This window comes from Arthrobacter sp. KN11-1C (assembly GCF_052180225.1).
Lineage (GTDB): Bacteria > Actinomycetota > Actinomycetes > Actinomycetales > Micrococcaceae > Arthrobacter.
The window spans coordinates 511,470-530,969 of sequence record NZ_CP197467.1 but is presented as its reverse complement, the minus strand read 5'-3'; the positions used below and the strand labels follow the sequence as shown (position 1 = coordinate 530,969).

The following is a 19,500-nucleotide window of genomic DNA, read 5'->3' as shown; positions in this document are numbered from 1 at the left end:
TACCCGGACAGTAGGCTGGAACCGCTCGGCAAGATCCGCTACGAAAGGACCGTAGTCATGGCTTACATCACCGTCGGAAATGAAAACAGCACCGGGATCGAGATCTACTACGAGGACCACGGGACCGGCCAGGCAGTGGTCCTTATCCACGGCTATCCCCTGGATGGTTCGTCCTGGGAGAAGCAGACCGCCGCGCTGCTCAACGCCGGCTACCGCGTCATCACCTACGACCGCCGTGGCTTCGGCAAGTCCAGCAAGCCGACCGTGGGCTACGACTATGACACCTTCGCCGCGGACCTCCACACCCTGTTGAACACCCTCGATGTCAACGACGCCGTCCTCGTGGGCTTCTCGATGGGGACCGGAGAAGTTGCCCGCTACCTTGGCACGTACGGCTCGGCCAGGGTGGCCAAGGCCGTGTTCCTGGCGTCCTTGGAACCGTTCCTCCTGCAGACCGCGGACAACCCCGGAGGCGTTCCGCAGTCCGTGTTCGACGGACTTTCCGAAGCCGTCATTTCCGATCGCTACGCCTTCTTCACCGAATTCTTCAACAACTTCTACAACGCTTCCACCTTCCTCGGAACGCACCGCTTAAGCCACGAAGCAGTCGCCTCCAGCTGGAACCTGGCCGCCCATTCAGGTGCCTTCGCCTCGGTGGCTGCGCAGCCCACGTGGCTCACCGATTTCAGGGCCGACATCCCCAAGATCGACGTGCCCGCCTTGATCGTGCACGGCACCGCGGACAACATCCTCCCCATCGACGTCACCGGCCGCAGGTTCGCCGAAGCGCTCCCCGGCGCCCAGTATGTGGAGATCGACGGCGCCCCGCACGGCTTGCTGTGGACGCACGGCGCCGAGGTCAACCAGGCCTTGCTCGGCTTCCTCGCGAAGTAGCGGCTCACGTCGTAGAAGGACCTCACCAATTGGCGCACCACCAAAGGACCGGCGCACCTGTAACACGGGGTGCGCCGGTCCTTTCGGGGTGCCAAATGGGTTCGGCACCCCGTCGGCACGAAGTCCCGGGCACCATTGAAAATTCCTGACAAGAAATTAGGACGAAACTAACTGAATATCGCGGGAACCTTAACGCCTCTGGTCCAGTCTTAATGCAAGCCCAGGCGGAACCCATTCGCCGGCGAAAGCACCAAAGCTGCAAGGGGAGCAGGACCGGCCATGAAGACAACAACAGCCCTGGACGAAGTCACCGCTATCAATGGCGTGATCACCGATCAGCAACCCGTTGACTTCCACGCTTTGGGGCTCGCGGGCTGCATCGACCGCTTGGCCGCTCCGCTCCGCCGCCAAGGCACCGAGGTCCACTGGGAGACGCCGCACCACGGCGTCGAAATCTCGTCCGGCTCCGCGTCCTTGCTCTACCAGGCAGCCAAAGAAGTGCTCAGCAATGCGTTCAAGTATGCGCATGCCCACGACGTCACCGTCCGGCTCGCCGCGGTCTACCACGGGATCCGGCTGACAATCACAGACAACGGCGCCGGCTTCGACAGCCAGGCAACACCCGCCGGTCCACACCACGGATTCGGGCTCCGCCTCATGTCGATCGCCGTCAGCGAAGTGGGCGGCGAGGTCTCCGTCGCCTCCAGCCCAGGCAACGGAACCTGCGTCACCGTCACCCTGCCGCTCGACTGATACGTCTCGGTGCCCGACGGCGGCAGGCACCCGCCGTCGTCGGTTTCGGCGCCGCTGGTTCCCTATTCAAGTGAATCTGGTATGAAAGGCGAATGACCCCGTACAAATCCGAACCGCCCCTGGGCGGTTCCCGCGCGCACATCAAGTCGATTTTCCCGTCGCTGGCCCGCAGCGAACAGCGCGTGGCGCAGTTATGCCTTGATTCCCCCGAAACCGTGGCCAGGATGTCGGTGGCGGACCTGGTCACCCAGACAGGGACATCGCCGGCAACGATCGTGCGGGCGTGCAAGAGCATGGGCTTCGACGGATTCCAGCACTTGCGCCAAGTCCTGCTGCGCGATCTGGGCGCGGCGGCACGGGACAGCATCCAGCAGGAAGAGTCGGGGGCAACCGGTGAACCGGGGTCCTCGGAGCACTTGGTCTCGGGGATCTTTTCCCGGGCGTCCCAGGACATCCGCGGAGCTTTGGGTTCTTTGGACTTCGAGGCATTCGACGCCGCGGTGAAGGCGATCCGCCAGGGTGGACGGCTGCTGGTGGTGGCCAACGGCGCGTCGCTCGCACCGGCACAATCCCTCGCCCTGCGGTTCCTGTCCGCCGGCGTGCAATGCGAGGCGCCCTCAGACATTGTTTCGCAGCACATCTCGGCCAAGCTCCTCTCGACGGGCGACGTCTGCATCGCCGTGAGCGACAGCGGCATGAACTCCTTCACCATTGGCTCGGCGCGGATCGCGGCTGAACGCAAGGCAACCGTGATCGGGGTGACCAGCTACGCGAAGTCCGAGCTTGCCGATCTCTCGACCCACACACTCGTGGCCGGGGCGGAATTCCATGCGTGGAACGACCAGCTACCTATTGGGAATATCGTCCAGATGCTGGTGCTGTCCGCCTTGCACGCCGCGGTAACCGCGGGTTCTCCCGAGGTTGAGCGCGCCCGTTCCGCCGTGTTCGAAGAAGTCCTCCACATGGTGGAAAACCCGGAGTAGCTTTTGGGAGCGAAACGCGGACAGTTTCAACTGTTTCCTGTCCGCGCACGGGGAGTTCACCGACCGCGCACCGACCGTTAATAATCGAGCCCCACCCTTCAAGGGTAAGACGTTTCCTAAATAATTCGATTTAGGAAACATCGTTTCCCCCGGAGGTGCTCGTGGGCCGACTTGTGCTCAACCAGTTGTCGCGTTCATTCAAGAACGTGGCAGCGGTAAAGAACGTATCCCTCACCGTCGAAGATGGTGATTTCCTGGTCCTGCTCGGCCCCAGCGGCTGCGGCAAGACCACCCTGCTCCGCATGATCGCGGGCCTGTTGGAACCGACGTCGGGCTCGCTCGAACTGGACGGAACGGACATCACCGCCGCTCCATCCAAGAAACGCGATTTGGCGATGGTGTTCCAGAGCTACGCCCTGTACCCGCACCTCAGCGTCGCGAAAAACCTTGCCTTCCCGCTCCACGTGCGGCGGACCGACAAGCAGGAAGTCAAGAAACGCGTGGAAGCCGTGGCCGACATGGTGGAGATCGGCCACCTGCTGGACCGCAAGCCCAAGGAACTGTCCGGCGGCCAGCGCCAACGCGTTGCTGTGGCCCGCGCTTTGGTGCGCGAGCCCAAGGCCTTCCTCATGGACGAACCCCTGTCCAACCTGGATGCCAAGCTCCGCACCGCAACCCGGCAGGAGCTTGCCGGATTGCACAAGCGCCTCGGTGCCACGTTCATCTACGTCACGCACGACCAGGTGGAAGCCATGACCATGGCAACCAAGATCGCACTGCTCAACGGGGGCCAACTCGAGCAACTCGGCACCCCGGAAGAGCTCTACGACAAGCCGGCATCCGTGTTCGCCGCAGGCTTCCTGGGTTCCCCGGCCACCAACCTGATCGATGCCGAACTTTCCACCAGCAACGGCTCCATCACCGTCATGGCGCCTTCTGTCGAAGCCGTGCTGTGGGACGGGGAAACACCGCAGCGGGACGTGGTGCTGGGCATCCGCCCTGAACACTTGAGCATCCACGCACCCGGTTCTTCCGCAGCCGCGCCGAGTTCCGGCGCAGCCCTTCGGGGCATCGTTGACCTGGCCGAAAACCTCGGCAGCGAACAAGTCATCTACTGCCGGGTCGGCGGTAACCGCGTGGCAGTCCGCGCTCCGCGGGGCCAGCACTGGGAACCGGGCAACGCCGTCGTACTCAGTGCCGACGCCAAGAACCTCCACCTCTTTGACCGGACAAGCGGCCGGCGCCTCGAATGGCAGGCAGACGCGAAGCATTCCTCCGCTGCCAGCGCGGCCCAGCCCACCGCATCGGTCTAACTCCCCCCCACACTCCGGCCCCAACCCGGAACCAGCAGTACCCACCCAACCCAGCAATCAAGGAAATATTGTGCGCGCTCTCCGTTCAATTGCACTGACCATCGCCGCCGGCACGGCCGCATTGGCCCTCGCTGGCTGTTCCGGCACCTCGCAGGCCAGCACCGTGAGCAACCAGGTCATCCCTGAGCTCACAGCAGACCAGCAAGTCAACATCACCTTCGAAAGCTACAACCTGGCCCAGGCCGGCGTCTGGACCGATACCGTCAAAGGCCTCGTCGCCGACTTCGAAAAGGCCCACCCGAACATCCACGTCACCGCACAGGCACCGCAAGGCGGCGGCGCCGTCGGGTCCAACACTGTCAGCAGCGTCCAGACGCAGCTCCTTGCCGGCCACGCGCCCGACGTCGCGCAGCTGACCTTCGATTCCCTGGACTTCGCCGCCACCCAGCTCGGCGCCCAGCCCATCAGCGACCTCGTCGGCCAGAAAGCCGTCGACGACGCGCTCGGCGGCGCACACCCCTTCCACCCCAACGCCAAGCACCTGGCCGACTGGAACGGCAAGACCTACGGAATTCCCTACGTCTTCTCCACCCCTGTCCTCTTCTACAACGCCAGCAAACTGGCCGACGCCGGAATCACCAACCCGGACCTCAGCACCTGGGACAAGGTGGAGGCAGCCGCAAAGGCCGTATCCGCGAAGACCGGGAAACCGTCCCTGGACATCTCGTGCGCGAGCATCGGCGGCAACTGGTGCATGCAGGGCATCTTCAAGTCGAACGGGGCCCAGGTCCTCTCCGATGATCGCAAGACCATCGGATTCGGCTCGGATGCAGCCGTTGACACCGTCACGAAGCTCGCACAGCTGACGAAGGACGGCGTGCTGCGCAACGCGGACAGCAGCGCCCAATCCGAAGGCCTCGCGAAGGGCGACACCGCCTTCATCCTCACCACTTCGGCGCTGCAGGGATCGTTCATGTCCGCCGCCACGAAGGGTGGCTGGCAGCTCAAAGCCGCCGGCATGCCGTCCTTCGGCAGCAAGCCCGCTGTGCCCACCAACTCTGGATCGGCCCTGTTCGTCCTCTCACAGGATCCCGCGAAGCAACGCGCCGGCTGGGAATTGATCAAGTTCATGACCAGTGACCACGCCTACGAGCAGATCTCCACCAAGATCGGCTACCTGCCGCTGCGCACCTCGCTCACCGCTCCGGGCGGCTCGCTCTACGACTGGGCCCAGAAGAACCCGCTCCTGGCTCCCAACCTCGCCCAGCTTGACCGCCTGCAGCCATGGGTTTCCTACCCCGGAAACAGCTACGTGCAGATCGACGACATCCTCGGCAAGGCCGTCGAGAACGTCGTCTACTACGGCAAGGACCCAAAAACCACCATGGCCGACGCCCAGAAGCGCGCCCAGGACCTGATCCCCTAAGCTCCCTGCCTCATCCGGAAGGACAACACCTGTGACAACCACTGCCGAAGACGCAGTCTTCGGAACCCGCAACCGCCCCTATCCCGTGGAGGGCACCTACAACTTCAGGAGCACGGCGGGCTATCCCGCCGCCGCGGCGGGCGATGCCGCCGTCGCTCCCGGTGATCCCGCCGTCGTGCGGACCGTCCGCGAAGGAAAGCTGTATCGCTCGGACGCGCTGCACGGACTGACGGACGCCGGACGCCGGCAATTCTCCGAGCTCGGCATCCGCCTCGTGATCGACCTGCGAGACCGCACCGAGCTGGCGAAGTCGCCCAGCAACCTTGACGGGCTCGCCGTCGAGACGAGGCACAACCCGATTTTCGAAGAGGGCAACGTCCCCGGTACCGCGGAGATCACCACCCTTTTGCACATCTACCGGCTCATGGTCCAGAACCACGCCCAACGCCTTGCCGATGCCGTCCGCCTCATTGCCGACTCCGGAACGGACCCTGTCCTGGTGCACTGCACCGCCGGCAAGGATCGCACCGGCGTCGTGATTGCCCTGGCCCTCCTGGCCGCGGGCGTGGACCGCGAGCAGGTGATCCTCGACTACACAGCGAGCGAGGAAAATCTTCGCGGCGAATGGAGCGAGGCCATGATGGCCGCCGCCTCCAGCCACCCTGGCCTTGCGGGCATCGGCGGGGAACTCCGGGAAATCATCTCGGCGAGCCCCGCCACCGTCCTGGAAACCACGCTGGACCTCGTGGACGAAATGTACGGCAGCGCCACCGGCCTGCTCCGGGCACACGGTTTCAGCGACGCCGACCTCGGACGCCTCAGGGACGTCCTGACCACCAACTCCATCCGCTAAGAACCACCCACTTACAAGGAGACAAGATCATGAACACCGAACTCCAGCACCCGGCCCCCGAGCACTTCATCCTGCACATCAGCGACACCCATTTCGTGGCCGACAACGACCTCCTGCATGGCAGCGTGGACAGCGACGAGAACCTCCGCCAACTGTTCCGCGACTTCGTCAAGGCCCAGGTCAAGCCCGAAGCACTCGTGTTCACCGGCGACCTCGCCGACACCGGCCGCCCCGACGCTTACGTCCGCCTCCGCAACATCGTGGAGCCTGTGGCCGAGGAGCTCGGTGCCAAGATCATCTGGGTCATGGGCAACCACGACGCCCGCACGGCCTTCCGTTCGGGCCTCCTCGACTCCGACGCCGGCGAGGAATCCGTGGACATGGTCCACGACGTCAACGGCCTGCGCATCATCGCCCTGGACTCCACGGTCCCCGGCAAGCACCACGGCGAGATCTCGGACGAGCAGCTTGCTTGGCTGTCCGATGTCCTCGCCACCCCGGCCCCGCACGGCACTCTCATCGCCCTGCACCACCCGCCGGTTCCCAGCCCGCTGGAGATGATGGCCATGTTCGAACTCCGTGAGCAGAGCCGCTTCGAGACGGTCATCGAAGGCACCGACGTCCGTGGCATCCTGGCCGGCCACCTGCACTACTCCACCTTCAGCACCTTCGGCGGCGCTCCCGTCACGGTTGCTTCGGCCACGTGCTACACGCAGGACCTCAACGTCGCGCCGAAGTCGATGCGCGGCCAGAACGGCGCCCAGGCGTTCAACCTGATCCACCTCTACCAGGACAAGCTGCTCAGCTCCGTTGTGCCGATCGGCGAGTTCTCCACGGTGTATTCCGTCACGGCTGAGCAGATGGCCGCCTTCGAGAGGATGACCCTCGAAGAGGCGACCGCCGCGATGACCGCTCCCGGTGAGGAGTCCGACGTCGAGCCCTCCATCGCTGCCGAAACGGCCGACGGCGAACTCGCCGAAAGCGTTCGCTAGGCACCGGAAGGAAGCCGCAACAATGTTCATCGAGACCGCCGGGCCGGCAACGGGCATCGCCCCTGCCGGCCCGGCGGGGCTCCCGGCCAATCGGCGTCCCAAGCGCCGCGCCCTGAGCCCCTACCTCTATATCCTGCCCGCCGTCGTCCTGCTTCTCGTGTGGACCTACTGGCCACTGGGACAGACCGTCAACCTGTCCTTCAACGACTGGAACCTCATCCCCACCAAGCCCAAGCAATACGTTGACGTACAGAAATACGCAAAGGTCCTGAGCCTGCCCGAACTGCACCAAGCATTGCTCAACACCGGCTTGTACATCCTGGCGTTCCTGGGTATTTCCGTTGCCTTGCCGCTCGTGTTCGCGCTGCTCTCGCGCAAGGTCCAGGGCAAGGCACGCACGGCCTACCAGGCCCTGATCTTCGTTCCGTTCCTCATCACGCCCGTCGCCAGCAGCGCGATTTGGCGGTGGCTGTTCGCTCCGGAAGGCGGAACGATTCCCGCGATCGCCGCCGCATTGGGCGCGCCGATGGGCAACGTGTTCCGCGATCCCGACAGTTCGATGATGGCGGTCATCGTGATCGTCGGCTGGCAGATGCTCGGCTTCGGCGTGCTGGTGGTTTCGGCCGGGCTCGCGGGCATCAGCCCGGACTACGCCGCCGCCGCGTCGATTGACGGCGCCAGCGGCAGGCAGATCACGTGGCGGATCATCATCCCGCTGCTCTCGCCGAGCCTGGTGTTCCTCTCGCTCATGACCATCCTGCTGTCCGCGCAGTGGACATATCCCATCATCGACCTCGTGACGCAGGGCGGCCCGGGCAACTCGTCCACCAACATCTACTACCTGCTGTACCAGTTCGGCTTCAGGAACTTCGACGCCGGCCTGTCTTCCGCGGCGGGGACGCTCTTCTTCCTCGGATTCGGGCTGATTGCCCTGGTCTTCGTGGAACTCTCGGAGCGACTCAGCTTCTACGACAACTAGAAAGAACCACCATGGCCTTCATCACCATCGCCCCGCCGGCCCAGCCTGGTTCCTCGGACACTCCGCTTTCAGGGCCCGCGAAAGTTTCAGGGCCGACGACGACGGCGCCTGCCCCCCGGCGCGGACGCCTGCGGCCTGCTTCGTCTCGGCTTGGGTCGTTCCGGCTTGGGTCTCTCAAGACACTGCCCAGCCACGTTTTGCTGATCGCTTTGGCGATCGTCTCGATCTTCCCCATCTACTGGATGTTCGTCACGGCCTTCCGGCCGTCGTCGGACGCCCTGTCCACCAATCCGTTGCCGGGACCGCTGAGCCTGGAGAATTTCCAGTACGTCCTGAAGACCATCCCCATTGCGGGCATGCTGGCGAACACCTTCGGCATGGCGCTGACGTTGGCAGTGTCCCAATTGCTCGTGGCCATCTTGGCGTCCTACGGCTTCGCGCGCTGGGACTTCCTCGGAAAGAAGGCCCTGTACCTGCTGTTTGTTGGGTCGTGGCTGGTGCCTTTCCAGGTCACCATGATTCCCAACTACCTGCTGGTGTCCCAGATGGGCCTTCTCAACACCATCACCGGCGTCGTCATCCCGCAATTGTGTTCGGCCTTCGCAGTGATGATGCTGCGCCAGCACCTCGAGGCCTTCCCCAAGGACCTCCTGGATGCGAGCCAGATGGATGGACGGTCGTCGTGGAGGACGCTGTGGGAAGTGGTGGTCCCGAACCTGCGGCCGGCGCTGGCCGCCCTGGGCATCATGTTGTTCATCAGCGCCTGGAACGAATATCTGTGGCCTTCCCTGATCATGCAGAAGTCCGATGCCCTCATCCAGGTCGGCATCCGCGGCTTCCTTGGCGCCGAAGGCAACAACTGGGGAGCCATCATGGCAGCGTCCTCGCTCGCGTGCCTGCCGATCTTCCTGATCTACATCTTCCTGCAGCGATACGTGGTGGATGCCTTCGTCCGCTCGGGGTTGAAGTAACCCTCGCCCACCCCAGACGCTCGCTCACATATAGGCCCATTTCGACCGACGCCCGCTCACATAAATGGGCATTCTCGGAATCCCCCGCTCACTAGATGTGAGCGAGGGATCCGGAAAACAACCCCAAAAGTGAGCGAGCGTCTTGAACCAAGGACCACTGTCACGCCACGCAATCTTTTGGTGGCTTCATAGTCCGGGCGCCCCGGAATTCCGGGCCCGGATGCCTGGGGCTCCTCCAAAAACCTGCTCAGCGTGACACCCGGAGCGCTGCACCCAAGGAAAGCCCCTAGGAGAACACCTTCACCCCAGACGCTCGCTCACCTATAGGCCCATTTCGGCCGACGCTCGCTCACTAGATGTGAGCGAGGGATCCGAAAAACAACCCCAAAAGTGAGCGAGCGAGTTGAACCAAGGACCACTGTCACGCGACGCAATCTTTTGGTGGCTTCGGCATCGGGGCGCCCCGGAATTCCGGGCCCGGATGCCCGCGGCTCCTCCAAAAACCTGCTCAGCGTGACACCTGGGCGCGGCACCCAAGGAAAGCCCTAGGAGAACTCCTTCAACGCCTCGGTCAGGAGGCTCCCCGGGGCGCCGAGGCGCACATGGACACCGTTCGAAGCCACCAGTTCGCCGGCAATGACGACGGCGGTGACGTCACTTGCCGTCGCGCTGAACGCGAACTGCTGGGGCATGGAGCCGGCTGTCCGCGCCGAGTCGGGAGCCACGGCCATCAAGTCGCACACCGCACCGACTTCCAGCGCCGATGCTATGGGCGTGGCCATGGAAGACGTCGCGCCGATGGTGGCCGCGTGCAGCAGTTCCTGGGGTGAGAACCTGCCCCGCTGGCCCGAGCCGAGGCGTTCACCGTGTTCCAAGGTGCGCATTTCTACCCAGGGATCGATCACGGCGTGTTGGTCGGTGCCCAAGGCGATAGTCGAGCCCGCGTCGGACAATGCGCGTGCCGGCCCGATCCCGTCGGCGAGATCGGCCTCAGTGCTTGGACACATCACCACCGTTGCCCCCGCGTCGCCGAGGAGTTGGATGTCGTCCGGCGTCAGGTGGGTCGCGTGGACGGCGGAGAGCCTCCGGGACAGCAGGCCGTGCCGCGCAAGAAGTCCGGCGGGCGTGACGCCATAGGCCTGCAGGCAGGCCTCGTTCTCAGCCGGTTGTTCGCTGAGGTGGATGTGGAGCGGAATATCGCCGGGCAGTTGCTGTGCGACGGTCTTGAGCGCTTCTTCGGGCACGCCTCGGACGGAATGCAGTGCGGCCCCCACCCCGACCATTTCGGGCGGAAAGGTCCCCGCGATTTCGGCCCGCAGTGAGCCGAGCCGGTCCAACCAGGCGTGGGCATCGGCGTCGCCGAACCGTGCCTGCTCCGGGCTGAGCGGCGTCCCGATCCCTCCTGCGAGGTACAGGGTGTCCAACAAGGTCAACCGGATCCCGGCCGCCACGGCTGCCCTGGCCAACGCCAGTTCCATCGCGTGCCGTTCCGGGTATGGCGTTGCGTCGGTCTGGTGGTGCACGTAGTGGAACTCGGCCACGCTGCTGAAACCCGAGACCACCATTTCGGCGAAGACCGCCGTGGCGAGCTTCTCGTATTTCTCCGGCGTCAGTTCCGCAGCGCTCCGGTACATTTGCTCCCGCCAAACCCAGAAGTCACCGCGCCCGTGATGCGTCCGTCCGCGCAGGATCCGGTGAAAAGCATGCGAATGCGCGTTGGCCGCTGCAGGAAAGACCACCCCGTTCAATATCCGGTCACCCGTTTCTGGCCCGACGCCGGTCGAGATCCGGGAGATGCGGCCCTCGAGCACTTCCAGCCGCACGCCGGCGGCGACAACCGCGCCGCTCGCGACAGCACCGCCGTCGACAGCGCCGCTCGCGACAACCGCGCCGCCCGCGACAGCGCCGCCGTCGTCGTTCAGAAGCGCGGCTTCACACCAGAATCCGCTCACAAGAGTCCCTCCAAAACGTCGGCGAGGGCAACGGCGCCGGCTGAGGCATCCTCGTCGGCCACGTATTCTTCGGGGGAATGCGAGATTCCGCTCGGGTTGCGCACGAAAAGCATCCCCGAGGGGACATGTCCAGCCAAGACTCCGGCGTCGTGCCCGGCGCCGGTCGCGAGCACGGGCGCTCCGGGCAGGAGCTCGCCAATGCGTCGGCTCAGCTCGGGATCGAAGTGCACGGTGTCGCTGTAGGACTCCTCGGTGAGGCTAACGGCGCATCCCTCGCCTGCCGCGATTTCCCGGGCCGCGCGGTAGATCGATTCGATCAGTTGTGCCGTTACGGCGTCGTCGGGATGGCGGGCGTCAAGCCACAGATCGACGCGGGAGGCGATCACGTTGGTGCCGCCGGGAACCGGGGTCAAGCGCCCCACCGTGGCCCGCGCATCCGGCTGCTTCGCGGCGGTGTCGCGGACGGCAACGACGATCTGTGCGGCCGCGACCATCGGGTCGGCGCGGTCGGCCATGAGAGTGGTCCCGGCGTGGTTGCCTTGGCCGCTGACGCTCAGTTTCCAGCGCCCATGGCCCAGGATGGAGCTTCCGACGGCGATGGCCGGCCCGCCTTGGCCTAGCCCCTTTCCCTGTTCCACATGCAGTTCAACGAAGTCGCCGATTCGCGCCATGCCAGCAGGATCGGGTCCGACGTGCCGGGGATCCAGGCCATTGCTTCGGGCGACGTCGGCGAACGTGTTGCCGTCGACGTCGCGCAGTTTCAGCGCCTTGTCGACGTCGATGGCGCCGGTCAGCAGCCGCGAGCCCAGGCAGGCCACGCCAAAGCGGGATCCTTCTTCTTCCGGGAAGACCGTGATGGCGAGGGAACGTCCCGGTTTAACGCCTCGGGCTGTGAGGATGTCGACGGCGGCGAGCGCGGACGCGACGCCGAGCGGCCCGTCGAAGGCGCCCCCTCCCGGGACGGAATCGAGGTGGCTGCCGGTAACAAGCGCACCGTCCTGCGAATTTCCCCACCAGGCCCAGATAATGCCGTTCCGGTCGGTCTCGACGCCGAGGCCGCGTTGTTGGGCTTGTTCGATGAACCAGTGCCTGAGGTCGATCTCGGGCGTCGAGTAGACGGCCCTGGAGTATCCCCCGCGCATCGCGTCGCGCCCGACGCCCTTGATTGAGTCAAGGAGCTGATTGACGGTTTCCACGTGTTCCTCCGATTGATGAAGACGGCCACCACGTCACATGATGCCACCACCCCCTATGGACTGCCGACGACGACAGGCGTACCTTGGTGTGCAAACACCGCACTGGGGAGGTGGAGTGTTTGGCCGGGTCTCTGGGGCGCCGTGGAATTTCTGTGTTGCGCCCCGTTCTTCTCGCCGTTTTCGGCGCGTTGGCATGGTTGCTGTGGCTCGCGGGTCCTTCGCAAGCCGCTGACGTCCTGCCCGCGATCCCGGCTGTGCCATCAGCGTCGGTTTCCCTGCCGCCGGTTCCCCTCGCCGATCGCGTAGGGCCGCTCATCAACCAGCTCGCATCGGCGGTTCCAAACCCAAGTCATATCGCCACGGTTCCCGGGACCGTGGTCCATCAGCTATCGGACCACGCCGTGAAGCCAGTCGTTGGAGCCATCGACACTCTGCCCTCCACGGTCAAGAACACGATCAGGGAACTCCGGGCCTTACCTGATCCGCAGTCCGTGCCGGGATCGCAGCGCGTGATCGCGGCAATCCGGCATCAGGGTCCAACCGTTCAGACAGCCCCCGCCGCGCACCCGAACGCAGAATCCGGCACGGACGCTGAATCGGGCACCGCGACTGTCTGCATGAGTCCCTTGCCAGCCGCCGTCCAGACCCGATCGGAAGCGAACACCCGAAACTCCGGCTTCACGGCGGACGCGGTGGTACCCATGCCCGTCGCCGTATTCGCGACGTCAGGCGCATCCCCGGTCCAGGGCGGACCTCCGCCTGACACGCCGGCTCCCGCGGCTGCGTCGCCACATGAGGCCGGATCGGCGTCGGGTCCTGAGGGCGGTTCCGCTTTTGGCGCGGCAGATCTGCCGGAACAACGCGCACTGGCACCGCCGCCCGGCCACGGTCCCATACCCGATCTCAGGCAAACGCCTTCAACCGAACCCGCATTCGATCCGGGATCTTCCCCCGACTGACCAGGCCGCTCCTGTCCTTTGGCAGGCACGACCCAACTGCGCCACCAGCGCAGGACACGTCTAGTCAGGAGAAGACCATGCAGGACAATAACCGACTGATAGGAAATTGGCCCGACCCCATGAGTAAAGGAGGCATATAGGTATAAGCGAACATCGCGACAGGCGCTCAGCGCCCAAGGGAACAACGACGCCGGCCGTACAGTCAGTCTGACTGCACGGCCGGCGTCGTGGTATTGAAAAGCAGCCCAGGTCCCTTTAGAACAGGCCGCCCACCACAGCCTGGGTGAGCTGGTGGAAGATGTCGGTGCGGGCCGGGATGTCGCTCTCGTCCTGGCCCTTGGTGTAGACCACGAAGGCATAGCTCTTGGTCCCGTTGGTGAGGATGCTGGCATCGTGGAGTTCGTCGTCGAGCAGTCCGTACTTGTGGAAAACGGTGATTCCGGCCGGCACTGCGGCGGGGATCAGTGATTCGTAGTTGGTGTTCTGCATGTAGGACAGCAACTGCGCCGTGTCCTGCTGGTTCAGGAGCTTTCCGTCGTAGAGACCAGCCATGATACTGGCCATCTCGGCGGGGGTCAGGGTGTTGTTCTCCGGGTCATAGTTGATCCCGATTGACGTGGCGTAGGCCTGCAACTGTGGGTGACCGATGGTGTCCATGATCAAGGACCATGAGTCGTTGTCGCTGTCCTGGATCATTTCCTTGATTTGGAAGCCGGAGGTGTAGTCCCCCAAAGGATCGTCAAGCGACGCTGCGCCTGTTTCGACGAGGTGGTAGTAGGCAATAGCAGACAGCACCTTGGCTGTGCTTGCTGCCTCGAACGGATCCTGGACCCCGTATTGGTGCGTCGAACCATCGGACAGATCAATCAGGGCCACGCCGATCTGGTACCCGTTGTTGGCGTCGATGATCGCATTGATTTGGCCATCAAGCGCGGGCGTCACAGTTCCTGCCGCCGCCGGGGCCGGTGCAGCGGCCGTCGAGGTAGGAGCCGCAGCCGTTGCCGGCGCAGTTGGGGCAGCCGGTGCTGTCGTGGGAGCCGCCGCCGTCGGGGCAGCCGCCGTCGTCGTCGGGGCCGCTGCCGCCAGGTCACCCGCGGGTGCCGTCGGGGCCGAAACGAAATCGGAAGCGGGGCGCGCGTGCGCTGCTGAGTAGACCGTGGCCGTCAGGGTCAGCGCCAAAATGGCAGCGAAGGCTGTCAGCAAGGCCGATCGACGCCGGCGTGGGCTCCACTGGTTCCACCGGCTTCTCTTTCGTCCGGACCCTTGGCCGGGACGACGGGGCTCTTGCTCTTCCATAATGAAGCAACCGTAGCTACTGCAGCTATGTGCGAGCTATGAAAACCCTGTCCGTCAGCCGCGTGTCGCCTGGGTGAATATCAAGCGTCGCGGATCGGTGAGCCCAATACCGTGAACCGGGTGCCGCCCATCTCTCCGGAGAGCAGAGGCATTGCCTCGGCTATCGCGGCCCGGACACTGTCCAGTTGCAGCGATCCTTGGTGCGCTTCTGCCGATTCCCACAGTTCGCAAACAAACACCGTGTTGGGCGATTCTTCGTTGACGCCCACCTCGTAGAGAAGGCAACCCGCGCCCCTGAGCTCGGGTTTCGGTGTGAGCAGGATGGAGACGACGGCGTCGCGCTGGCCGGGTTTTGTGCCGAGACTTCCCACGTTTGCAAAGGTCATGCGCCTATTGTGCTTCATGCCGCCGACGTTATTGAGGAATCGCGTATCGGCGGACAAAGTTGCCGAGGATTTTCATCGGTTCGGTCGCCGTGACCTTCCGGGCGTCTGCCATCAGCTGTTCAGCAGCCTCGGGCGGGAAATATCCGGCGTGGCGATAGGTGTCGATCCGCGTGACGAGCCCCTCGGCGTCGAGCTCCGGATGGAATTGGGTGGCGTAAAGATTGCTCTTGACGCGGAACATCTGCACCGGGCAGGCGGCCGAACCGGCCAGCAACACCGCGTGTCCCGGCAGGACCGAGCAGGCTTCCTTATGGCCCGTAAACGCGACAAAGCGCTCGGACATGCCTTGGAGGAGCGGGTCCTGGAGGCCCTCGGCCGTGAGTTTGATAGTTACCCCTCCGAGTCCTTCACCGTAGGTACGGTCAATCACCGCTCCCTGATGAAGGCCCAGGGTCCCGACTCCATAGCAGGCCCCCAGAAAGGGGAAGTCGGAGGCAACAATGGTGTCCAGCAGCTGAGCGAGTTCCTTCTCCACCCGTTTCTGGACCGGACTCTTGTGTTCCGGCGGGTCGCTCGATGTGAAAGGGCTGCCGCCCACAATCACGCCTGAGTAGTCGGAGAGCTCAAGCGGCGGAAGTGGCCCCGCTTCCATCCGGATGCGTTGCAACTGCTTGGGAGCGAGCCCTCCAAAACGGAGATACGCCTGGTACTCTTCCTCGGCGGCGGCGTCTTCGGCACGAGATGCGAGCAGGAGAAACGGCTTCACAGGCTAAGTGTGCACGCGGCGGCCCTGCCGCGCCAGCGTCCGGCTGGAAACATCCCCGTGAGGCATGGTGAGCCGCCGTTCACGCGGAAGAAATCTCCGGACTTCCGGCGCGATGAAAGGATTTCACCTCCATCGGCCTTGGATTCCGCGGAATCACCGGCATCCCGAGCGTCTGCTACGGCTGACCACGCGTCCCTGCGGAGACGGCGTTAACATTCCCGAAACACGGCTGTCATGCGTTCTTCACGCCAAGCCAGGTTATGTAACGTGCCCGCAATTTTTCCCCGCATTGCTTGAAACACGGAACCGGAAATATTGGGCAGGGGAAGAACGGGACCACGTTGCAACGGTCCTCCTACGGCATTCCGATCAGAAGGGAAGCGCACGTGAATATCACTGCGGAAAACGTTTGGGTGATGGTGTCGGCGGCACTTGCACTGCTCATGACTCCGGCACTCGGCCTCTTCTACAGTGGCATGACCCGGGCCAAGGCCTCCCTCAACATGATCATGATGAGCTTCATCTCTGCGGGCATCGTAGGCGCGGTGTGGATCCTGTGGGGCTACTCGATGATCAGCGGCAAGAGTGTCCTGGGCATTTTCGGCAATCCGTTCAGCAGCTTCGGCTCGGCGGACCTGGTCGGTTCCACCGATCTCATCAAGCTGGGTTTCAGCGCTACCTTCGCTATCGTCACGGTGGCCCTGATCAGCGGCGCCATCGCCGATCGCGCGAAATTCACTTCCTGGGTCGTTTTCGTCCCCATCTGGATCACCCTGGTGTACTGCCCTTTGGCCTTCATGGTCTGGGGCGGCGGCCTCCTGAGCCCCGGTGGAGCCATCAGCTCGGTCTTCGGTCAGGTGATCGACTTCGCCGGTGGCACCGTGGTGGAGATCAGCTCCGGCGCTGCCGCATTTGTCTTGGCGCTGATCCTGGGCAAGCGCCACGGCTTTGGGAAAGACCCCAATCACCGCCCGCACAACCTCCCCTTCATCATGCTTGGCGCCGGCCTTCTGTGGTTCGGCTGGTTCGGCTTCAACGCCGGCGCGGCCACGACGTCGGCGCAGGCCGGCTTGATCTGGGTCAACACCCTTGTTGCGCCGGCCGGTGCCATGCTCAGCTGGTTGCTCACCGAGAAGATCCGGCACGGCCACCCCACGTCCTTGGGTGCGGCTTCCGGCGTCGTTGCCGGCCTCGTGGCTATTACTCCGGCTTGTGCCAACGTGGCTCCCGCCGCAGCCCTCGGCTTGGGTTTGCTTGCCGGCGCCGCCTGCGCCGTGTTCGTCGACTTGAAACACAAGTTCGGGTTCGATGACTCCCTCGACGTCGTCGGCGTCCACCTTGGTGGCGGGCTTGTGGGCACGCTCGCGCTCGGATTCATCGCCTTGCCGGTGAATGGCAAAGGTGGAGGATTGTTCTACGGCGGCGGACTCCAGCAGCTCGTGGCGCAGATCGTCACCATCCTTGTCACCCTTGCGGTGTCTGGGATCATGACGGCAATCATTGCCCTTGTGATCCACAAGACCATTGGATTCCGGGTCAGCCACGAGGCGGAGCTCGCCGGAGTGGACCTGTCCGAGCATGCCGAGACCGCCTACGAGTTCGGCGGCATGGCCCGGAGCCACTTCAATGCCCTCCCCCACGTCAACATCCCTGTCTCGGCCCGAGCCGCTGCCGCCGCTTCGTCGCCGGTGGCCGCTCCCGCCGTCGAGCCCCAGCGCGAAAAGCAAGCCGACCCCGCTTAACGGACGCAGGCATTTCCGCGGGTGCGAGTGACGCGTACGCTCGATTTGTGGATATCGTCGATTTCCTCTCGGACCGCCTGGATGAGGACGAGGCTGCGGCGCGGAAACTCCTCGGCGACCGTTCGGTCTCGGAGGCGGGCAAATGGTACGAGCGCCGCCTTCTCCTGGAATGCGAATCCAAAAGAAGGCTGCTCAGCATCGTGGAATCCGCACGGCAGACGGCCCTGGCCACAATGGTTCGCGGCACGCTTGGGGATACCCCGCAATGGATCCCGGAATCGATCGAATGGACCACGAAATCGTTGAACGCCCTCGCGCTGCCCTATTCTGACCACCCGGACTTCGAGCCGGAGTGGCTGGCGGGGACGTAGCTGGCCCGCCCGAGCCGTGGGAGTTGCAATCGGCAGGATCTTGCCGAAATGAGGCTTTGGCGGCCTCATAACAACCAAAATCAACACTTTCGGCAGCATCTTGCCGATTTTGGCAAAATGGTTCAGAATGGATCTAGAAAACTGCCAAATCGGCAACATCATGCCGGATCATCGGAGACTTATGGAAGACCTAGCGGCGATCGCGGCCACCATACGGAAGGCACGCAAAGAGGCCGGAATCACGCAAGCGGATCTTGCCGACCTTGCCGGGACTTCCGAAAGGACCGTGCGGGCGATTGAGACGGCCACCGGAAATCCTTCGCTGGGCGCCGTCGTGTCTGTAGCCAACGCCGTCGGCCTGCACATGGCAGCAGCCTGATGGTCGACGATGTCGAGGAGTTGAAGTTCGTTCGCGCAGCGGACGTTCACAAAGGCGGCGTCTTGGCGGGCCACCTCACCCGCGCTGGTCACGGCGTGGTCAGTTTTTCCTACGTGGCGGAGTACCTGACCTCCGGTTTGCCCGCGGTTGCCAGTTCATTGCCCCTGACAGACCTTCCCGTCGAGACTCCTGCTGGCGCTCTTCCGCCGTTCTTCGCGGGCCTGCTGCCGGAGGGACACCGGCTGAGCGTGCTCAGGGACGCCACCAAAACCAGCCTCGACGACGAACTCACCCTCCTGCTCGCAGTCGGAGCCGATGCCCCAGGAGACGTCCAAGTGGTCCCTGCCGGGGAAACTCCCGTCGAACCGGCACCCCTTGCCGACACATCCAGGCCCGAGGAACTGGACTTTGCCGCCCTCGCCAACGCAGTGGACCGCCATGCGATCCCAGGCGTACAGGACAAGGCAAGTGCCTCCATGCTCACCACACCACTGTCCCTCCGGGGGCAGCGGTATCTGCTCAAGTTCGACCCGCCCAACCACGCACACTTGCTGACCAATGAAGCGGCACACCTCTCCGCCGCCAAAGGCCTCAAGATCCCTGTAGCCAAGAGCCATGTCATCACTGATATGCACGGGTTGCCTGGGTTGCTAGTGGAGCGCTTCGACCGTGTCCAGGACAAGGACCGCTCCTGGGTGCGCCTGCCCATGGAAGATGGAGCCCAGGTCATGGGCCTGCCACCGGTTTCCAAGTATTCCGTGACATCGGAGGACGTCGCTGCTGCGCTGGCCGGGCAGTGCAAAGCCCCACTCGTGGCAAGCCGCAATCTGTACCTTCAGTTTGTCTTTGCTTGGCTGACAGGGAACGGTGACCTCCATGCCAAGAATCTCTCGATCCTTGGGGGCCGGCACGGAGGATTCGTCATGGCCCCCATCTACGACATTCCATGCACCTTGCTGTACGGAGACGACACACTCGCGTTGCCGGTGTCCGGGAAAACCAAAAACCTCAAGGCGAAGCACTGGGCCGATTTCGCGTCGAACCTTGGCTTGCTACAGCGCGCGGCCATCGCCGCCAATACATTGGCCCTGTCGGCTTCTGGGAAGGTCAGCTTGGAGGACCTACCGTTTACGGGGTCACCGCTCCGAGGCGCCCTTCGGGAGTTGCGGTTCAGGCGCGGAGAGCTGGCGGGCTGAGTCGCAGAACACCGTTCCACGACTCAGCTTCAACGTGGAAACACCTACTCGACTAGCGAAGATCACAAAACTCGTGTATTAAAAATACAGGAA

19 protein-coding genes are annotated in these 19,500 nt (G+C 64.0%); 14 read left to right on the top strand and 5 right to left on the bottom strand.

What is annotated here, in order from left to right; genetic code table 11:
* Nucleotides 1-57: 57 nt before the first annotated feature.
* The 9 genes from ACSBOX_RS02540 to ACSBOX_RS02500 all read left to right on the top strand — a co-directional run bounded on the left by ACSBOX_RS02540 (nucleotide 58) and on the right by ACSBOX_RS02500 (nucleotide 9,164).
* The gene (locus tag ACSBOX_RS02540; protein ID WP_442544658.1) at nucleotides 58-894 is read left to right on the top strand and encodes an alpha/beta fold hydrolase; all 837 of its coding nucleotides are present in this window, start codon (nucleotides 58-60) and stop codon (nucleotides 892-894) included.
* A gap of 279 nt (nucleotides 895-1,173) precedes the next feature.
* The gene (locus ACSBOX_RS02535; RefSeq protein WP_442544657.1) at nucleotides 1,174-1,647 is read left to right on the top strand and encodes a sensor histidine kinase; all 474 of its coding nucleotides are present in this window, start codon (nucleotides 1,174-1,176) and stop codon (nucleotides 1,645-1,647) included.
* Between the two features lie 92 nt (nucleotides 1,648-1,739).
* Nucleotides 1,740-2,630: a MurR/RpiR family transcriptional regulator gene (locus tag ACSBOX_RS02530; protein WP_442544656.1), complete on the top strand. Its 891-nt coding sequence runs from the start codon at nucleotides 1,740-1,742 to the stop codon at nucleotides 2,628-2,630.
* A 161-nt stretch (nucleotides 2,631-2,791) separates the two neighbouring features.
* On the top strand, nucleotides 2,792-3,943 hold the full coding sequence (locus ACSBOX_RS02525) for an ABC transporter ATP-binding protein (RefSeq protein WP_442544655.1): 1,152 nt from the start codon (nucleotides 2,792-2,794) through the stop codon (nucleotides 3,941-3,943).
* 70 nt (nucleotides 3,944-4,013) lie between these two features.
* On the top strand, nucleotides 4,014-5,369 hold the full coding sequence (locus ACSBOX_RS02520; RefSeq protein WP_442544654.1) for an ABC transporter substrate-binding protein: 1,356 nt from the start codon (nucleotides 4,014-4,016) through the stop codon (nucleotides 5,367-5,369).
* A 31-nt stretch (nucleotides 5,370-5,400) separates the two neighbouring features.
* Complete coding sequence (locus ACSBOX_RS02515) at nucleotides 5,401-6,222, top strand: tyrosine-protein phosphatase (RefSeq protein ID WP_442544653.1); 822 nt, start codon at nucleotides 5,401-5,403, stop codon at nucleotides 6,220-6,222.
* A 29-nt stretch (nucleotides 6,223-6,251) separates the two neighbouring features.
* Nucleotides 6,252-7,214, top strand: coding sequence for a phosphodiesterase (locus tag ACSBOX_RS02510; protein WP_442544652.1), 963 nt, complete (start codon nucleotides 6,252-6,254; stop codon nucleotides 7,212-7,214).
* Nucleotides 7,215-7,236: 22 nt separating this feature from the next.
* Entirely contained in the window at nucleotides 7,237-8,193 is a 957-nt protein-coding gene (locus ACSBOX_RS02505) for a carbohydrate ABC transporter permease (RefSeq protein ID WP_442544651.1), read from the top strand.
* Between the two features lie 11 nt (nucleotides 8,194-8,204).
* Nucleotides 8,205-9,164, top strand: a complete 960-nt coding sequence (locus tag ACSBOX_RS02500; RefSeq protein WP_442544650.1) for a carbohydrate ABC transporter permease — start codon at nucleotides 8,205-8,207, stop codon at nucleotides 9,162-9,164.
* A 545-nt stretch (nucleotides 9,165-9,709) separates the two neighbouring features.
* Here ACSBOX_RS02500 and ACSBOX_RS02495 read toward each other — a convergent pair.
* Both ACSBOX_RS02495 and ACSBOX_RS02490 read right to left on the bottom strand, forming a co-directional pair.
* On the bottom strand, nucleotides 9,710-11,116 hold the full coding sequence (locus ACSBOX_RS02495) for a formimidoylglutamate deiminase (RefSeq protein WP_442544649.1): 1,407 nt from the start codon (nucleotides 11,114-11,116) through the stop codon (nucleotides 9,710-9,712).
* A complete protein-coding gene (locus ACSBOX_RS02490; RefSeq protein ID WP_442544648.1) occupies nucleotides 11,113-12,312 on the bottom strand; it encodes an allantoate amidohydrolase in 1,200 nt (399 codons plus the stop codon). The genes ACSBOX_RS02495 and ACSBOX_RS02490 overlap by 4 nt, the downstream gene beginning before the upstream one ends.
* Before the next feature lie 152 nt (nucleotides 12,313-12,464).
* On the opposite strand from ACSBOX_RS02490, the gene ACSBOX_RS02485 reads away from it, so the two are divergent.
* The gene (locus ACSBOX_RS02485) at nucleotides 12,465-13,271 is read left to right on the top strand and encodes a hypothetical protein (protein WP_442544647.1); all 807 of its coding nucleotides are present in this window, start codon (nucleotides 12,465-12,467) and stop codon (nucleotides 13,269-13,271) included.
* Nucleotides 13,272-13,526: 255 nt separating this feature from the next.
* On the opposite strand, the gene ACSBOX_RS02480 is transcribed toward ACSBOX_RS02485, so the two are convergent.
* The 3 genes from ACSBOX_RS02480 to ACSBOX_RS02470 form a co-directional block, all read right to left on the bottom strand.
* Nucleotides 13,527-14,474 carry a serine hydrolase gene (locus ACSBOX_RS02480; protein ID WP_442544646.1) on the bottom strand — a complete coding sequence of 316 codons (948 nt, stop codon included), beginning with the start codon at nucleotides 14,472-14,474 and terminating at the stop codon, nucleotides 13,527-13,529.
* Nucleotides 14,475-14,647: 173 nt separating this feature from the next.
* A complete protein-coding gene (locus ACSBOX_RS02475) occupies nucleotides 14,648-14,953 on the bottom strand; it encodes a putative quinol monooxygenase (RefSeq protein ID WP_442544645.1) in 306 nt (101 codons plus the stop codon).
* 28 nt (nucleotides 14,954-14,981) lie between these two features.
* The gene (locus tag ACSBOX_RS02470) at nucleotides 14,982-15,719 is read right to left on the bottom strand and encodes a glutamine amidotransferase (protein ID WP_442544644.1); all 738 of its coding nucleotides are present in this window, start codon (nucleotides 15,717-15,719) and stop codon (nucleotides 14,982-14,984) included.
* 386 nt (nucleotides 15,720-16,105) lie between these two features.
* Between ACSBOX_RS02470 and ACSBOX_RS02465 the strand changes: the two genes are divergently transcribed.
* The 4 genes from ACSBOX_RS02465 to ACSBOX_RS02450 all read left to right on the top strand — a co-directional run bounded on the left by ACSBOX_RS02465 (nucleotide 16,106) and on the right by ACSBOX_RS02450 (nucleotide 19,407).
* Nucleotides 16,106-17,461, top strand: coding sequence for an ammonium transporter (locus tag ACSBOX_RS02465; protein WP_442544643.1), 1,356 nt, complete (start codon nucleotides 16,106-16,108; stop codon nucleotides 17,459-17,461).
* A gap of 47 nt (nucleotides 17,462-17,508) precedes the next feature.
* Nucleotides 17,509-17,832 carry a DUF6221 family protein gene (locus ACSBOX_RS02460; protein WP_332602963.1) on the top strand — a complete coding sequence of 108 codons (324 nt, stop codon included), beginning with the start codon at nucleotides 17,509-17,511 and terminating at the stop codon, nucleotides 17,830-17,832.
* Between the two features lie 181 nt (nucleotides 17,833-18,013).
* Complete coding sequence (locus tag ACSBOX_RS02455; RefSeq protein ID WP_442544642.1) at nucleotides 18,014-18,211, top strand: helix-turn-helix transcriptional regulator; 198 nt, start codon at nucleotides 18,014-18,016, stop codon at nucleotides 18,209-18,211.
* The gene (locus ACSBOX_RS02450; protein WP_442544641.1) at nucleotides 18,211-19,407 is read left to right on the top strand and encodes a type II toxin-antitoxin system HipA family toxin; all 1,197 of its coding nucleotides are present in this window, start codon (nucleotides 18,211-18,213) and stop codon (nucleotides 19,405-19,407) included. The genes ACSBOX_RS02455 and ACSBOX_RS02450 overlap by 1 nt, the downstream gene beginning before the upstream one ends.
* Nucleotides 19,408-19,500 lie beyond the last annotated feature (93 nt).

What these genes read in the sequence shown, in the direction of transcription:
- ACSBOX_RS02540 (WP_442544658.1), top strand. Translation starts at nt 58, where the DNA reads ATGGCTTACATCACCGTCGGAAATGAAAACAGCACCGGGATCGAGATC.
- ACSBOX_RS02535 (WP_442544657.1), top strand. Translation starts at nt 1,174, where the DNA reads ATGAAGACAACAACAGCCCTGGACGAAGTCACCGCTATCAATGGCGTG.
- ACSBOX_RS02530 (WP_442544656.1), top strand. Translation starts at nt 1,740, where the DNA reads ATGACCCCGTACAAATCCGAACCGCCCCTGGGCGGTTCCCGCGCGCAC.
- ACSBOX_RS02510 (WP_442544652.1), top strand. Translation starts at nt 6,252, where the DNA reads ATGAACACCGAACTCCAGCACCCGGCCCCCGAGCACTTCATCCTGCAC.
- ACSBOX_RS02505 (WP_442544651.1), top strand. Translation starts at nt 7,237, where the DNA reads ATGTTCATCGAGACCGCCGGGCCGGCAACGGGCATCGCCCCTGCCGGC.
- ACSBOX_RS02500 (WP_442544650.1), top strand. Translation starts at nt 8,205, where the DNA reads ATGGCCTTCATCACCATCGCCCCGCCGGCCCAGCCTGGTTCCTCGGAC.
- ACSBOX_RS02475 (WP_442544645.1), bottom strand. Translation starts at nt 14,953, where the DNA reads ATGACCTTTGCAAACGTGGGAAGTCTCGGCACAAAACCCGGCCAGCGC.
- ACSBOX_RS02455 (WP_442544642.1), top strand. Translation starts at nt 18,014, where the DNA reads ATGGAAGACCTAGCGGCGATCGCGGCCACCATACGGAAGGCACGCAAA.
- ACSBOX_RS02450 (WP_442544641.1), top strand. Translation starts at nt 18,211, where the DNA reads ATGGTCGACGATGTCGAGGAGTTGAAGTTCGTTCGCGCAGCGGACGTT.